The following is a 14887-nucleotide window of genomic DNA, read 5'->3' on the forward strand; positions in this document are numbered from 1 at the left end:
CAGCAAACAGGGACAGCGGGCGCGCCTTTTTGCGCCCCGGTAGCCTTGTTGCCATGAACATACAAACCACCATCAGCGATCCGCGCCGTCAGGCCGCACTGCTTTACTGGCAAGGTTATTCCGTGCGCCAGATTGCGGAGACGCTCGGCCAGAAAACACCGACCGTACAGAGCTGGAAGCTGCGCGACGCGTGGGAAGATATCGCGCCCATCAGTCGTGTCGAGGCCAGCATGGAGGCGCGGTTAATTCAGCTCATCATGAAAGAGGTCAAGGGCAACGGGGACTACAAGGAGATAGACGCGCTGGGCCGCCAGATAGAACGTTTGGCCCGCGTCGAGCGCTACCGCAGCTCGGGCAACGAGGCGGATTTAAATCCTAACGTGCGCAACCGCAATAAGGGCGAGCGCCAGCCGGTAATTAAAAACGTCTTCAGCGACGAGCAGACTGACAAGCTTACCGGCCTGTTTATGGATAACTGCTTTCAGTACCAGCTCAACTGGCATAAGGCCGGGCTGGAGAACCGCATCCGCAATATCCTGAAGTCCCGCCAGATTGGCGCGACGTTCTACTTTGCCCGCGAGGCGCTGATTGATGCGCTGACCACCGGGCGCAACCAGATATTTTTATCCGCCAGCAAGGCGCAGGCGCACGTTTTCAAAAACTACATTATCGACTTTGCCCGGCAGGTTGACGTTGACCTGAAGGGCGATCCGATTGTGCTGCCGAACGGCGCGCGCCTGATTTTTTTGGGTACGAACGTGCGCACCGCGCAGAGCTATACCGGCAATCTGTATCTGGATGAATATTTCTGGATCCCGAAATTCCAGGAGCTGCGCAAGGTCGCCAGCGGCATGTCACTACATAAAAAATGGCGCACCACCTACTTTTCCACGCCGTCGAGCCTGTCGCACAGCGCCTATCCGTTCTGGTCGGGGGAATTATTTAACAAGGGCCGCCGCAGCAAGGACGACCGCATCGAGCTGGATTTGTCGCATTCGCATCTGGCGAAAGGCGCGCTGTGCGGCGACGGCCAGTGGCGGCAGATTGTCACGGTTGAGGACGCGCTGACCGGCGGCTGTAACCTGTTTGACCTGGACCAGCTCTCGCTTGAATACAGTCCGTCGGAATATCAGAACCTTTTAATGTGCGAGTTTGTCGACGACGAGGCGAGCGTGTTCCCATTCGCCGAGCTGCAGACCTGCATGATCGACAGCCTGGAAGAATGGACGGACTTTAACCCTTACGCGCTGCGCCCGTTCGATTACCGCCCGGTGTGGATTGGTTACGACCCGTCGCACACCGGGGACAGCGCTGGCTGTGCCGTGATTGCGCCGCCGCTGGTTGCGGGCGGCAAGTTTCGCGTGCTGGAGCATCACCAGTGGCGCGGCATGGACTTTGCCGCGCAGGCGAAATCCATTGAAGACTTAACCAAAAAATACACCGTGGAGTATATCGGCGTGGACGCTACCGGCATCGGCCAGGGCGTGTTTCAGCTTGTCCGCCAGTTCTACCCGGCCGCCCGTGAAATCCGTTACTCGCCGGAAGTCAAAACCGGGATGGTGCTGAAGGCAAAAGACACCATCGGCAGCGGCCGCCTGGAGTACGACGCGGGCAGCACCGATATCACGCAGTCTTTTATGGCTATCCGTAAAACCATGACCGCCAGCGGCAACCGTTCAACCTACGAGGCGAGCCGCAGCGAAGACGCCAGCCACGCCGACGTCGCCTGGGCCATCATGCACGCGCTGTTAAACGAACCGCTGACCGCCGCCAGCGGCGGCGCTAACCCTTCAATTCTGGAATTTTACTGATGAAAAAACGCAGCCGTAAGGCATTTAAGGCAGCACCAGCAGCATCGGCCGCCCCGCAGCAGGTTGAGGCGTTTACCTTCGGCGAGCCGACGCCGGTCATGGATAAGCGCGATATAATGGATTACGCGGAGTGCATCGGCAATGGGCGCTGGTACGAGCCGCCGGTGAGTTTTCACGGACTGGCAAAAAGCCTGCGCTCGGCGGTGCATCACAGCTCGCCCATTTACGTTAAGCGCAATATTCTGGCCTCAACCTTTATCCCGCATCCGATGTTAAGCCAGCAGGAGTTCAGCAAGTTTGCGCTGGACTATCTGGTGTTCGGGAATGCGTTTGCCGAGCTGCGTCGTAACAGCCTCGGCAAGCCGTTCAGGCTGGAAACTACCCCCGCAAAATTTACCCGCAAGGGCGTTAAAGAAGGTGAATACTGGTTTGTGAATGACTGGAAGGAGCCGCACCAGTTTGCAGCCGGCAGCGTGTTTCACCTGCTTGAGCCGGACATTAATCAGGAGCTTTACGGCCTGCCGGAATACCTCAGCGCGCTTAACTCCGCCTGGCTGAACGAGGCGGCCACGCTGTTTCGGCGCAAGTACTATCAGAACGGCGCGCACGCGGGTTACATCCTGTATATGACCGACGCGGCGCAGAGTTCCAGCGACGTCGACCGCATGCGTCAGGCAATGCGCGACACGAAAGGCCTGGGCAACTTCCGTAACCTGTTTATGTATGCGCCCAACGGCAAGCCGGACGGGATTAAAATCCTGCCGCTCAGCGAGGTGGCAACAAAGGATGATTTCTTTAACATCAAGAAGGCCAGCCGCGACGACCTGCTAAGCGCACACCGCGTGCCGCCGCAAATGATGGGGATTATCCCGGATAACTCCGGCGGGTTCGGGGATGCAGTGAAGGCATCACAGGTTTTCGTCAGGAACGAGTTAACGCCTCTGCAGGAGCGGATGAAGGAGATTAACTATTTTTTAGGAAGTGATATAATAAATTTTAAACCCTATAAGTTTTGAAATATGAGGGCGGATAATATCCGCCTCAGTTTTACATCGACTCCAGCATTAATTGTGCCAAGGCTAAACTTCTTGCATCAACTTTTTCTTTAGTCCAGTTATCGTCAGTAGATTCAATGCGTTTAATGAATTCTGAGACAATAGAAAGATTGGACTTCTTATACTCTGGCAACTTCAATAACAATGAATTATCTTTGCAATCTTCATTTATAGAAAAGCATAACGGCAGTAAATTGCCCATTGAGCCAGAATTGCTTTCAAGAAAATTCTTTTGGGAGCCAATGTGCTCTAAAGACACTATATCAAACTTTAATTCCCGAGTACCTTTAAGATGCATTTCTATTTTTTCAAAAATATATATAATTAGTTTTCTTTGAGATGTCTTGCTGTTTATATAATATATATCATTTACAAAGCTGCTTTTGAAAAGTTCGTCGCTAGGAGTTTTCGATTGAAAATATTCATTTGTTTCTTTAGTTCGTATGGCTAACTCGCGTTTATTATCAGCATTGCTAACATTAACTGCAAAAACAGAGTATTTAGCATCAAGTCCAGAAGGCCGCTGACGGCAAACTGCACTAAATTTGAAATGAAAATTCTCAACTCTCTTAAGACAGTCTATGAGATCCGACTGTCTAAGAGTTTTGGGTTTATCTCTTTTCTTCCTTAAAAGTGATAAAATATATGGTCTCGGAATAGATATATTAAAAATAGACAGAGAATTTAAAGCATCAAATATTTCTCGCTGGTCCGCTTGAGGCCAGTCACCTTGCTCAGGGGATATTATTTTAACATATAAATCTACATCTTTGTAAAGCTGTTCTAAGAAGTCAGTTGCTGTTAGTGAAGAGTTATCATCAAGCATTTCCCTTTTAAAAGCTCTATAAAGTTGCTCCTCTCCTATATAGTTATATTTGGACAGCCACCAGCATCTAACGTATTCAGTTATGGTTATACTTTCACTTCTGGATTCAATTTTTTTTACAATATAATCCCATTTCCTTCTTGCTACATCGACCGGGAAGGTTTGAGTGCAGTTTTGAAATATTTTATTTTTAATAAGATCTAATGAGGTTAAGTTTATACCTCGAGCATTTAGAACCTCAAATATATCATATGCATCATCACCTTTATCCACAGATATACGAACCAATTTAAGATAAGATGTAATCATTCGATATAACGCTCTCAAGCAGTATATATGATCAGTTTTATTATACTTACCTTCTTTTTGTAAAATTAAACTACACAAGGATTTCCTCTGCAATTTTCTTTGCAAAAAACTTCCGGCGTAAGATAATTTCCTGTCCTCATCGCATGCCGGTTTTGATGAATGATCTATTCTATCCTGAAACTTCAGTTTAAAATAATCCCTCCCTGAATTCTTCTGGATTTTCTCAACATAAGTTTCGCCATCTTCACCTAAACTATTTCTATCTATAGCGTCACTTATAGTTACAATATAGGTAGTAAATATGTCTTCTGCAATTCCTTCTTGGCCAGCTTTTCTAAGTAGCCTCGAGATAATTGAAAGCAACATTGTTATAACGGAAAGCCGCTGCTGCCCGTCAACAATCTCTAAAACTTCATCACTATCAACACCCGATAAAACTATTGTCCCAATAAAATATTCAGAAAAATTTAGTTGAGTAGTATCATCAAAGCTTATGTTCCTTATAATATCTTGCCAGAATTCATCCAGTTGTAATTTTTCCCAACTAAATTCACGTTGGTTCCTGGGAATAATGTAACGTTGCTTCACTGATAAAATAGAACGGATATTAAGAGGACTAGCATCAAAGTTCATTAACAACCCCATTTTAAGATAATTCTTGTTGATAATTACCAATAAAGGTAAGTTGCTAACATTACTATCATCCTGCTTTAAGAAGCAACATTAATGTGTAGCGCGCAATGCTATCCCCGCCACGCCTGCCCGCTTTGTGCGTCGCTTTTAATGCAGTTGCATGACCCAGCCGGATCCGCGCCAGCTCAGGTCTTCAAGGGGATCCTCAGGAGGGATCGAAGCATGCAAAACCATGCACCTGATGCATGCATGGCTGCTTACCCGTTTTGCTGACAGTCACCTGAAATTATTTTTGACAAGGCATGGTCGAAAATGCGACCGAAAAATTTCCATCTGAAAGCGTGTTGTTGGCTGCTATCTCGGCGATCAGGTTCAGCGCGATTTCTCTGTCCCGCTCTTTACACATCCCTTCTGTTGTCAGCCTGGCTATCAATTCGACACGTTCAAGCGTGACACGCTCTTGTAACTCGTTATCCACATTCCCTCCCATATTCACTGTGTTTTTATACAGTACCATAACCTCAAATCGTAGCGTAAGAAAATTCTTATGCTAAATATCAATTTTTATCTTACTGATTAAAATGGCTTTTCATTCATTAGACGAGTCAGCCGCTTCTACCTGTGATGCTGGATAATCTCGGCCTCAATGTTCGCATCTACTCCAGCGCATTCTTTGTCCTGCCCTTATCCGCCAGTCGGTTGAATCTGCTTAGCAGGCTTTCAGCATCAATACGCTTTTTCGGCCTGAACAGCTCACCACCGGCAGAGCTACGGAACCATTGCCCGTCGATTTTGGTTTCTGTACCGCTGATAAGGCGCACGGCGACCGCCCGGCTAATGGTTTCGCGAGTGATATCGCGTATCTGACCGATCACGTTGTCGCATGCTGCCTCTGTTTTTTCAGAGCGGCGCAGCCGGGTATGCCTCTTTTCCGGTATATCAGCCCTTACCCTGGCTAACATCTGCCGCCGTTCCTTGCGGCTCAGCGCTGTAAAGTCTTTATTACCTCCACTTTCCGGCAGTTTCGAATCCTGCGATCTCAAACCTCCCGTACAGTTATTGACAGAACTCCGAGAGGACGCGGACGCGTCCTTAAAATCAACGGCCAGGTCTACGGCGCGCTTTGGCACAATTTTCCACTGTGCGAGGCGGGTTAAAATTGGGGTATCTTCACCAACTGACGTGGCGTAAACGCCCTTGATACGCACGGTTTCCTCGCCATATTCGTTGCAGTCTTCACTTGCCTGATACCAGGTGCGTACGGCCAGCTCGTCACGCTTAACGAACGGGCCGCCCTGGGCGTTGACGTATTCCGCCCAGTCGCCCGCGTCCGCTGCATCATGCGCGGCGGCAAACTCAATGCTTAAGCCCTGCGCCGTCTCGCTGTCTGCCATACGGCGCAGCTCGCGGTAAACCGTGACCGGTGCACCGCCGACAAACTGGAATTGCCGGATGTGCCAGCGCGCCGCCCAGGCAGACACGGCGGGCGCGGTTTCCTTCAGCTCTTTGCCGCTTTCGTCGTCCAGCTCGCCGTCGAGCGCATAGCCGTCGATGTTTTTGGAGATGTACTTAGCCACATAGCCGGTCGCGCTGCCTTTCTCCGGATCGATAGCCTCAGCATGAAAGCGGGCCTTTCTGGCTTTGTCCGTAGTCAGTTCGTAGCTGTCCTGCTGATACGCGTAATCGCGGATCACCTGCCGCACGCGCTGCACGTCTTCCGGGCGCATGAACATCAGCATATGCCAGTGTGGCGTACCGTCGTGATGCGGCTCGGCCACGCGAATGCCGAAAATGCGGATCTCTTCCCGATGCAGTTTGGCGCGGACCTTCTGCCAGACATTGCAGAGATAGCGCTGCGTTTCCGCCGGGCTGGCACCGCTCCATTTGCGGTTACGATAGCCGGTCTTGATCGTGGCGTGATAGCGGGCGGGCGCGGTCAGCGTATAGAAATCGCCGACAAAACCCATATCGTTGCAGATATTTTCAAAGCCGCGGATGCGGGTCATCAGCTCGCAGCGACGGATCGCCGGGTTTGCCACGCTGCCGTCGTATTTTTCAATCAGGCTGATGCGGTTGCCTTCCTCGTCTTCCAGCTCCATGCCCTTGAGGAATTCACGCGTGCGGCGCTTTTGCTCGCGCCACTCGTTTACGGCCATAGTGCTGGCATAAGGCGTATGCTTTTTACTGACGTTCGCAAGCGCGATTTGCAGGTGTTCACGCCATGAGGCGGCCACGCGGCGCAGGCGGCCTTTCCACCATTTTTCTGTCTGCATACGCATAATGGCGGGCGTTACGTCTTCCGGGCAAAACAGCCGCGAGGTAACTTTTTCCCACAGCGGCGGCGTCTGCTTCAGCTCGCGCGTGATGGCCGCAGCGGTCATGTAAACACGGTGCGTGTATTTGTAGTCCGATTCATCCTCAGACTGGCCATGCGCCTGCACCATTTCCGCCAGGATAAAGCTGGCGATATCCCCGGCCAGTAAATCCACGTCGGCACGGGCCAGATCCGGCAGGCGGTTAAAGCGGTTCATCAGCTCCCACAGCGTACCCGCCGCACCGGCGGCCCCGGTTTTATCAGAGGCGTTGCTGGTAAGCCGCGTAAAGGTGCCGGCGCTCATTTCGCCGAGGCGATACTGCGAGCTGACGCTTTCAACGCGTGGCAATGTGCGCTCGACGAATGTTTTCGTTAAGTACGCATTGGCACGGGCTGTGCCATGTGTTTTCTCCAATTCACCGGTGCGGCGCTTTACGTCAAGTTGTACAAGCGTCGGCTGCTTTTCGAGTAAGTTCTGCGCATGTGACAAAGCCGCAATCATTCGACTGCGGCTGTGCTCCTCTTCATAGGTGCGGTAAGGGCTGGCGATCGCTTCCCGTGGAGCGTTCCACGAGTAAGCGTATTCCTGCATCACTCACATACCCCCAGATATACGCTGCTACAAACGGACTTGTTATCCATTGCTGCCAGCATATCGAACTGACGTCCACCACGCGTGGTCAGCGCCCAGTCGCGATAAGTTTCGATGCCGTGCGAGGCCAGTGTTACCTTGCAGCTGTTCGTCTCTGCCTTTACCGGATCCATGCCTGAATGGAAAAATGCAGCATTACCACGGCGTGAGCACTGAGCTACGATCCTTTCCCACTCGGCCACACGACTTACCTCTTCAGGCCAGCGGGTGAAAATTTCTGCCAGTTCGGCTTTATTCACGTTTACGCACGGCATACAGCCGACACGGCTGCAGCCCTGCTGATAAAGCGGGTTAGGCTTGATACCGTGACGCCTTGCCAAAGCAAAAACATCATCATGTGTCCATTTGAGAATTGGCCGGTAAAGAGACAATCCGGGTCCGAGGTCAAAGCCTTCCTCCCATTCGGGAAGCGCGGCCCGGCTTGCTGATTCCTGCGCACGCACACCCTGCCACGTAATGACTTGCTTTCCTGCAGCAATCAGCCGGTTTACTACCTGTTCCTGCATTGGAATTTGTTTGAGTTCGAAGGAGCAGAATCTGCGCTGACTTGACGGGAACGTGCCTTTCCAGATGCATAAATCAAGAAAAGGAATGCCGGTAGGCTTCAGGACATTCAGGGCGCGACGTACCGTTCGGGTCGCTTCCTCCTCTGTAAAATTTAAATCCCTGACCAGTAAAGTCGGCCATTTATCCTTTACGAAAATTCTTTTATCAGCGATACGCTGTGTGAAATCAGCCCGGACACGCCGCAATGGCCCGAGCTTTGTTTCCAGGTAATCAAGATACTCAACGGTTTCAGGGTGCTCATGACCGGTGTCAGCATGTGCCGCCTGAAACTCAACGCCGGATTCAATAGCAAGCAGCCAGTCGGTCAGACTGTCCTTACCGCCTGAAACAGTCACAAGATTCATTACGCCTGGTGTGAAACAGCGGGCATCGATCATGCTGTACCACCGTTAAACTGAGCATTGATGCGTTCCGCCATTTCCTGACAGGCCACGCAACGTGTAACGCCCTGAACGGCGCGGCGGCGCGCTTCGGGGATGGGCGCATCGCAGTCTTCGCAAAAAGAGGCACTGACCGTTACCGGGCGATAAATTACCTGGGCGATATTACGCGCCAGCATTTCTTCAGTGCGCAGCTGTACCAGATCCATAGAGTCGGCCATCAGTGCAGCTCCTGCGATTCATTGATGTAACGCTCGGCCTCACGGCGGATAAGTTCGGCGGCCTCGGTGCCGTTCAGTTCCTGCTGATGGATATGTACGGCCAGCTCAACCAGGCGATCGGAAACGGCCAGCGCACGGTCTTTACGCTCTTCAATGCGGGCCTTATTCAGCAGCGCGGTCAGCGCCTCTGTTTCGCTGTCAAAATTACGGGTTTCGATATTTCTCATTTCTCTTTTTCCTGAATGCGGGCAAAGGGATGCCCGACGGGTTGACGTCATTTATTTAAAAAGGATGATTAGTTGGGCAGAGTCATTCTCTTGGGAAATAAGCTCACAACTGCACGAAAATGGTTCATCGCACGGATAAGCGCGCTTCTTTCATCAGTGGTCAGCTCACTGAAATCAAGCTCATGCCGCTCAGTCCGAATATTCGCCAGATAGAAAATAGCGCTTAATGCCCGCTTGTTTTCCTGATAGTTCCGGTCAGTGGTATCGCGCATTTCATCAAAAAAGCGGGTGATATCTTTTCCGCAGTCATTGCCCCAAAATTTAGAGCGCAGCTCGGCAACGTGATTCAGTCCTGCCACTCGCGCGCCTGTTTTTATTTCAGCCAGTGCTGTTTCAGCTTCGATAGCCATGATTTACCTCTTTTGCTTACTGCCATATTTTCGGCGGGTTGCTGCTTGCTTAATGTCGGGTGCCAGCGCTGGCCTTCTTTAGTGATAATCCAGCCATGACCGTATGCGGGCAGCGGGCTTCGGCGCTTTAATAACGCAGCCATTGAAATCGTCATAATTAACTCAGTCCCATGGAGGCACTGAGGCCGCTAATTGCATCAACGGTGTTAGCCAGGGCGGGATTAGAATGCACACGGGCGTGAACGCTTAGACCGATCAGCGACAGACAACGGATGCCTGCATTGATGTTTTCCATAAAAGCGCTCTTACAGGAAGGCGTCATTTTCTGACCTGACACAGCAGCAGCGGCCACCTTCCCTATTTCCGACGTTGCCTGTAAAACGTAGTGCGTCATACGTTCGGCTTTTGCTTCATTGACCGGCACCGCTGGCATGCATTTCATTTGTGCCAGCAAACCATCTATCAGCGTTGCGTCCTCGGTAATATCGGTAATCGCCGCTATCTCCATCGCTGTAAGTTGATGCGCCTGTTCCGGGTTCAGCTTGTTACGCAATGTCTGGTGCTTCATCCCTAACCTGTCGGCCAGCTCACGAATGTTATGGCGGCTGGCAAAAGCCTGACAGGCGTTATCGAAGTGCGGTTGTATGGAAACCTGATAATCAAACATGATTCGCTTCATCCTAGCTGATACGATCTTTTTACGCCTGAAGTGAGACGTTGCATTCACTTAGCGCCTGAATAGTCAGCGCCGCCATGTTCACTTCTACTAAGGCCTTTTTCTGTTTTCCTTTAGCCTTGATAGGCAGTTTTCCGTACTCAATCAGGTTCTTAGCTGTCTCTTTGTTTGTGCCTGTCCTGCGGCAGTACTCATCCAGCGGCAGATAAGGTTCGGGTATCACAATTGTAATGTTGGGACGCATGGGGCAAACTCCGTTGGTTAATCCGATAGGTCAATATCGGGCAATAAGCGTTAATACTTCCTTAAACCTACAAAGCGAAGTTTAAACTCACTTCGTGAAAACTTGCAAGGTCAAACTTTCGTGAACCTACAAATAAACTTCACTCAGGGCGGAGCTGCGGTACTGGATCGGGTTATCGAAGCGTACGGTTTTAGTACAAAACTTGCTCTGGCCGACCACCTTGGGATCGCAAGTAGTAGTCTCGCCAATCGTTATAAGCGTGACTTTTTCCCTGCTGATGTTGTGGTGAGATGTATGGCGGAAACAGGTGCGACGCTGGAATGGCTGGTTACGGGTCAGGGGCTTAAGCACAGCGACGGCGAGCTGGATGTGTTGAGTTTTCCGCGCCATAAAATTGTGGATGGGCAGCTTTTTGATGATGGCACTTTTATGCTTGATAAGAACGCATTCTTGCCCGGAAAGGCTTTACCAAAAGATCCTGTCTGTGTGGTAGAAGGCTCAACGCAGTACATTATCGATAAAGATTTTGGTGAAATTTACGATAACAGTTGGTTGATTGAGATTGAAGGTAAAACCAGCGTAAGAGTACTTACACGTATTCCTGTTAAAAAAGTGCGCGTGTCCGGTGTTGGCGCAGGAGCATCTTTCGACTGCTCGCTTGATGAAATCAATATAATCGGCCGCGTTGCTTTAACGATAAATTAGCTAAAGGATTGATTATGTTAGACTACACAAAGGCAACTGAAGCACAATTAAAAGAAGAATTTAAAAGGCTTGCACAGGTTGTAGGCGATATTCCTTTCGGGACGAAGAAAGAATTTTTCCACTTACCGAAAATCCTGAATGCATCGGAGCAGCCTTTAGCCATTGCCAGCGGAATGATGGATGGTAATACCTGGCTAATAACCCTGACCAATCAGCGCATCATATTCCTGGATAAAGGGATGCTATTCGGCGTGAAGCAGGTTGATGTGAACCTCAGAAACGTTGTCAGTGTCGGGGGCAAAACTGGTGTACTTCTCGGTGAGATTTTTATCAGCACAAGCGGGCAAAATTACACCATTAAAAACGTGCAAAAAGGTACGGTTGTCCCTTTCACTAACCTAATCAATGCGACCCGCAATGCGATGGACGAAAAGCCGCGAGCACCAGAAAGCGGCGCGCCTACAGATATCGTCTCCCAACTTGAACGGCTTGCTACGCTGAAAGAGAAAGGCATCTTGAGTGATGAGGAATTTCAGCAGCAGAAACAAAGGATTTTAAACAGCTAATTATGCCAGTCAGAAAGCTCCCCAACGGTCAATGGATCGCTGATTTCTACACTATTGACCGTAGCAGCGGAAAAGAAGGTAAGCGCGTCCGCAAGAAGTTTGCGACCAAAGGCGAAGCCCTGGCGTTTGAAAGCTATACGCTTGAGAAAATAGAAGCGGCTCCTTGGTTGGGTGAAGCGAAAGAAACGCGCCGCTTAACTGACCTGGTAGAACTTTGGTTCAGCCGTCACGGTATTACGCTCAAGGATGGCGAAAAGCGTAAAGCCGCTATGACGTGGGCGTGTGAATGTATGGGCTTTCCGCTTGCAGCAGAATTCAATGCACAGCTTTTCACTTCCTATCGAGCTAAACGGCTTGAAGGTCATTTCGCTCGCACTAAGCGAATAAGTAAGGTCGCGCCGCGAACCTTGAATCTGGAACTAGCTTATTTTCTTGCCGTATTTAATGAACTTAAAAGGTTAGGCGAATGGACGTTACCGAATCCCCTCGAGAACGTCCGCCATTTTCGCGTCGATGAAAGCGAAATGGCTTACCTGACTACAGATCAAATCGCATTGTTATTAAACGCCTGCGAAGCCAGTTCAGCGAAAGACCTACTGATGATCGTTAAGCTATGTCTGGCGACCGGCGCGCGATGGAGCGAGGCGGAAGGACTGAAACGTTCACAGGTTTCAGGACAGCGTATTACCTTCGTCAAAACCAAAGGGAAGAAGAATCGCACCATTCCCATTTCTTCAGCCTTGGCCGAAGAACTGCCTAAAAAGAACGGCGCGCTTTTTACACCTTGCTATTACGCGTTCCGTTCAGCTCTGGAGCGGGCCGAAATCGAGCTGCCTGATGGGCAAATGACGCATGTGTTGCGGCATACTTTTGCCAGTCACTTTATGATGAATGGCGGGAACATTTTGGTACTGCAGCGAATACTCGGCCATACCGATATCAAAATGACGATGCGTTATGCGCATTTTGCGCCCGATCACTTTGAAGATGCCGTTAAGCTCAACCCTTTGGAAATGTGTCGCAAAAGTGTCGCTGAAGATTAGGTTTATTGCCCTATATTGCCTTATATTAACTTCATAACTTATTGATTTTAAGGTAAGTCATTGTTTTTATATAGCGCCTGATAGTTCTCATAATCGCTTGGTCGCTGGTTCAAGTCCAGCAGGGGCCACCAGATTTAATGATGAAAATCATGCAGTTAAGCCACCCTTTATGGGTGGCTTTTTTGTTTGTGTTTTTTGAGTGGCGATGAAATGGCGATGTATTTTTCATTCCTCTGAAATTAGCGACAAAAAATCCCGCTTTCACGAGCCCTTCATCAGAGCAATCATGCTTTGTCTGTCATTGTACTAAAAAATCGACACCTTTCCGTCTGGCCGGGCAAACGCTCTCCCCGTCACGCCTGTCCGTTTTGTAAATCAATTTTTCATACAGCCATATCGAGCCATTAAAACGGTGCTAATACAGGTCGGCAATATCAAAAATGAGAGGAAGTAATGCATGTATAATAATGCACTCAATGCATGCATAACTTTGATGAAGGTGATTATCGGTAATGCATGCTTCACTTGCTCTCAGGGCGTGACCATGATCGATAGATTTTGCTCACAGCGGAGACAGTGAGAAAAGCCAAGACGACGGAAAAAAGGCCCAGGAAAATTATTAGCGAGAGTAAGGGGTTCATCGCTCCCCCTAAGCTCGTAAAATCACTCATCCTCGCGAGCTGCTCAGGCGTTAATACACGAAGAATGACCTCCGGTATAATTAAAAATAAAATAATAACAGTCGAGACATAAATCAGCAATTTTTTTGTTTTTCCCATCTTCTTTCTTGCTCTTGTTGGTGAATATGATCAAAAATTGGGCGAATAACACAACAAGGATCTAAGGTAGATCACAAACCTATTTGCAATTGAAGATGCAGGCCAATAAGAAATTAGCTATTGCATTAACAAACTCTCTAAATGACCTCAATGATGATTATATGTCTACTATCGAAAAGATAAAGCTGGGTGAGCTGCGTATTATTAATTATGGATCTTGCCTTGTTCCAAATTAATATTATCGTAGTTCATGCCGCGATACATTCAGAGAAGATAAACGGTTAGTCTTTTCTTTAAGTGAGATATATAGAAGAAACAATATAGCTCTGGATATGGTTGAAATTTACTTCCGCAAAACATTAGCAAGACCTGGAGATGAAAAAAGCTATAAACTTGCATCTCATATCCAAAATTTGTTAGGTAAAGCAGCAGAGCATGCATCAACCAAAGCCAGCAAATTGGTTCTGTCCTTCACAATTGCTAACCTGGTACTTAATAGTGCCGAATTCAAAGAAAATCATATAAGAATTGTTAATTCTTTTTCAACGTGGTTTGTGAATGCCGCGACACTTTATGCAAAAGCGCAAGTAGCTGCATCAGCCGCAAACAGGCTAAAGTTCCAGAACCCTTCATATTATCAAGCGCTATGTAAAGAAAACATTGAAATGCTTTATTTTCTTATTGAATCCCAAACATCTGAAATAATCTATTAGGTAAACTCTGAAGATAACAATGAAGAAAAAATTGCAGATGCGCTGTATGAGATTTTACGCAAATGAAGCGCGCATTATTATGGCTACTTCAGTAATTTTTTATTTGGTACCTGCCGCAATCATTGTGGCAGGCGTGTATGTTTTTATACGTTTCATCCCTGGCTATGCCGCACCTCTTATTTTATTATGGGTAATTATCGTTTCTTTGGTATATGTCAGGTATAATAAATGGTATTAATAATACCCAGCCCCCTAAAAGTTAGCTTGTAAGGGCAGTTATTAAAATTATTATAAGATGCTGTATTATGCGCTCATAGAAAATATCATCATGTTTAATAAGGCGTATAACACCATTCCTGAAAAGTAGATCCTCAGCCTTTTGATGCTGGCAAACATCGTTATATTCATCGGTGAAACAAGATGTGTAATACAGCAGACGGGTAGCTCCTTTTTTCAACTCTCAGCTTGATTAGCAACCGGCTGCCCGACCGCAGAAACAGCCTAGTAAAGCTGAGCACTGCCACCATGAAAACGCCGCCCCGGAAAGATGAATAATTTTGTTGTGGGGAACAGCCCTGTAAAAAACTCACACCCCGAAAGACTCCACTAATCGCTGGCCCTACTCCACCATTACAAGCATCTCAAATACGGGTTTCCCCGCTGCTAAAGCGCCTCAGAAACCTTCTCATAACGTCGGAACAAAAATTTGTTAGCGCACCTTCTGCAAGAACTTTCGACTGTAAAGAAACGTAGTTA

At 48.6% G+C, this 14887-nt stretch carries 17 protein-coding genes; 7 read left to right on the forward strand and 10 right to left on the reverse strand.

Going from position 1 to position 14887, the window contains the following annotated elements:
- Positions 1-53 precede the first annotated feature (53 nt).
- Entirely contained in the window at positions 54-1811 is a 1758-nt protein-coding gene (locus QZH36_RS11380) for a terminase ATPase subunit family protein (RefSeq protein WP_301730263.1), read from the forward strand.
- The gene (locus tag QZH36_RS11385) at positions 1808-2827 is read left to right on the forward strand and encodes a phage portal protein (RefSeq protein WP_301730368.1); all 1020 of its coding nucleotides are present in this window, start codon (positions 1808-1810) and stop codon (positions 2825-2827) included. The genes QZH36_RS11380 and QZH36_RS11385 overlap by 4 nt, the downstream gene beginning before the upstream one ends.
- Before the next feature lie 31 nt (positions 2828-2858).
- Here the strand turns inward: QZH36_RS11385 and QZH36_RS11390 are convergent, their stop codons facing one another.
- The 10 genes from QZH36_RS11390 to QZH36_RS11435 form a co-directional block, all read right to left on the reverse strand.
- Entirely contained in the window at positions 2859-4634 is a 1776-nt protein-coding gene (locus QZH36_RS11390; RefSeq protein WP_301730265.1) for a DUF262 domain-containing protein, read from the reverse strand.
- Positions 4635-4920: 286 nt separating this feature from the next.
- Positions 4921-5112, reverse strand: coding sequence for a hypothetical protein (locus QZH36_RS11395; RefSeq protein WP_301730266.1), 192 nt, complete (start codon positions 5110-5112; stop codon positions 4921-4923).
- Positions 5113-5290: 178 nt separating this feature from the next.
- Positions 5291-7540 (reverse strand): replication endonuclease, encoded by a 2250-nt coding sequence (locus QZH36_RS11400; protein ID WP_301730369.1) that lies wholly within the window; start codon positions 7538-7540, stop codon positions 5291-5293.
- Positions 7540-8544, reverse strand: a complete 1005-nt coding sequence (locus QZH36_RS11405; protein WP_301730267.1) for a phosphoadenosine phosphosulfate reductase domain-containing protein — start codon at positions 8542-8544, stop codon at positions 7540-7542. Before QZH36_RS11405 ends, QZH36_RS11400 begins: the two co-directional genes overlap by 1 nt.
- The gene (locus tag QZH36_RS11410; RefSeq protein ID WP_301730268.1) at positions 8541-8768 is read right to left on the reverse strand and encodes a TraR/DksA family transcriptional regulator; all 228 of its coding nucleotides are present in this window, start codon (positions 8766-8768) and stop codon (positions 8541-8543) included. The genes QZH36_RS11405 and QZH36_RS11410 overlap by 4 nt, the downstream gene beginning before the upstream one ends.
- Entirely contained in the window at positions 8768-8995 is a 228-nt protein-coding gene (locus QZH36_RS11415; protein WP_301730269.1) for a DUF2732 family protein, read from the reverse strand. The genes QZH36_RS11410 and QZH36_RS11415 overlap by 1 nt, the downstream gene beginning before the upstream one ends.
- A gap of 68 nt (positions 8996-9063) precedes the next feature.
- The gene (locus QZH36_RS11420) at positions 9064-9405 is read right to left on the reverse strand and encodes a DUF5347 domain-containing protein (RefSeq protein WP_301730271.1); all 342 of its coding nucleotides are present in this window, start codon (positions 9403-9405) and stop codon (positions 9064-9066) included.
- Positions 9369-9560, reverse strand: coding sequence for a phage filamentation protein Fil family protein (locus QZH36_RS11425; protein ID WP_367652771.1), 192 nt, complete (start codon positions 9558-9560; stop codon positions 9369-9371). The genes QZH36_RS11420 and QZH36_RS11425 overlap by 37 nt, the downstream gene beginning before the upstream one ends.
- A 2-nt stretch (positions 9561-9562) precedes the next feature.
- Complete coding sequence (locus tag QZH36_RS11430; RefSeq protein ID WP_301730272.1) at positions 9563-10072, reverse strand: phage regulatory CII family protein; 510 nt, start codon at positions 10070-10072, stop codon at positions 9563-9565.
- Positions 10073-10103: 31 nt separating this feature from the next.
- Positions 10104-10325, reverse strand: a complete 222-nt coding sequence (locus QZH36_RS11435; RefSeq protein ID WP_253455671.1) for a regulator — start codon at positions 10323-10325, stop codon at positions 10104-10106.
- Between the two features lie 120 nt (positions 10326-10445).
- Between QZH36_RS11435 and QZH36_RS11440 the strand changes: the two genes are divergently transcribed.
- From QZH36_RS11440 to QZH36_RS11460, 5 genes are all read left to right on the forward strand, one after another.
- The gene (locus QZH36_RS11440; RefSeq protein ID WP_301730274.1) at positions 10446-11030 is read left to right on the forward strand and encodes a phage repressor protein CI; all 585 of its coding nucleotides are present in this window, start codon (positions 10446-10448) and stop codon (positions 11028-11030) included.
- A gap of 14 nt (positions 11031-11044) precedes the next feature.
- Positions 11045-11596 carry a PH domain-containing protein gene (locus QZH36_RS11445; RefSeq protein WP_301730275.1) on the forward strand — a complete coding sequence of 184 codons (552 nt, stop codon included), beginning with the start codon at positions 11045-11047 and terminating at the stop codon, positions 11594-11596.
- A 2-nt stretch (positions 11597-11598) separates the two neighbouring features.
- Positions 11599-12639, forward strand: a complete 1041-nt coding sequence (locus QZH36_RS11450) for a phage integrase (protein WP_301730276.1) — start codon at positions 11599-11601, stop codon at positions 12637-12639.
- 1111 nt (positions 12640-13750) lie between these two features.
- Positions 13751-14131 (forward strand): hypothetical protein, encoded by a 381-nt coding sequence (locus QZH36_RS11455; protein ID WP_253455684.1) that lies wholly within the window; start codon positions 13751-13753, stop codon positions 14129-14131.
- A gap of 19 nt (positions 14132-14150) precedes the next feature.
- On the forward strand, positions 14151-14369 hold the full coding sequence (locus tag QZH36_RS11460) for a hypothetical protein (protein ID WP_301252963.1): 219 nt from the start codon (positions 14151-14153) through the stop codon (positions 14367-14369).
- Positions 14370-14887 lie beyond the last annotated feature (518 nt).

Origin of the sequence: Erwinia wuhanensis (genome assembly GCF_030484085.1) — a bacterium.
GTDB lineage: Bacteria > Pseudomonadota > Gammaproteobacteria > Enterobacterales > Enterobacteriaceae > Erwinia > Erwinia aeris.

Excerpts from the sequence above, each read along its gene's own strand:
- QZH36_RS11380 (WP_301730263.1), top strand. The coding sequence starts at position 54 with ATGAACATACAAACCACCATCAGCGATCCGCGCCGTCAGGCCGCACTG.
- QZH36_RS11390 (WP_301730265.1), bottom strand. The coding sequence starts at position 4,634 with ATGAACTTTGATGCTAGTCCTCTTAATATCCGTTCTATTTTATCAGTG.
- QZH36_RS11400 (WP_301730369.1), bottom strand. The coding sequence starts at position 7,540 with ATGCAGGAATACGCTTACTCGTGGAACGCTCCACGGGAAGCGATCGCC.
- QZH36_RS11405 (WP_301730267.1), bottom strand. The coding sequence starts at position 8,544 with ATGATCGATGCCCGCTGTTTCACACCAGGCGTAATGAATCTTGTGACT.
- QZH36_RS11410 (WP_301730268.1), bottom strand. The coding sequence starts at position 8,768 with ATGGCCGACTCTATGGATCTGGTACAGCTGCGCACTGAAGAAATGCTG.
- QZH36_RS11415 (WP_301730269.1), bottom strand. The coding sequence starts at position 8,995 with ATGAGAAATATCGAAACCCGTAATTTTGACAGCGAAACAGAGGCGCTG.
- QZH36_RS11420 (WP_301730271.1), bottom strand. The coding sequence starts at position 9,405 with ATGGCTATCGAAGCTGAAACAGCACTGGCTGAAATAAAAACAGGCGCG.
- QZH36_RS11425 (WP_367652771.1), bottom strand. The coding sequence starts at position 9,560 with ATGACGATTTCAATGGCTGCGTTATTAAAGCGCCGAAGCCCGCTGCCC.
- QZH36_RS11430 (WP_301730272.1), bottom strand. The coding sequence starts at position 10,072 with ATGTTTGATTATCAGGTTTCCATACAACCGCACTTCGATAACGCCTGT.
- QZH36_RS11435 (WP_253455671.1), bottom strand. The coding sequence starts at position 10,325 with ATGCGTCCCAACATTACAATTGTGATACCCGAACCTTATCTGCCGCTG.
- QZH36_RS11445 (WP_301730275.1), top strand. The coding sequence starts at position 11,045 with ATGTTAGACTACACAAAGGCAACTGAAGCACAATTAAAAGAAGAATTT.
- QZH36_RS11450 (WP_301730276.1), top strand. The coding sequence starts at position 11,599 with ATGCCAGTCAGAAAGCTCCCCAACGGTCAATGGATCGCTGATTTCTAC.
- QZH36_RS11455 (WP_253455684.1), top strand. The coding sequence starts at position 13,751 with ATGGTTGAAATTTACTTCCGCAAAACATTAGCAAGACCTGGAGATGAA.
- QZH36_RS11460 (WP_301252963.1), top strand. The coding sequence starts at position 14,151 with ATGAAGAAAAAATTGCAGATGCGCTGTATGAGATTTTACGCAAATGAA.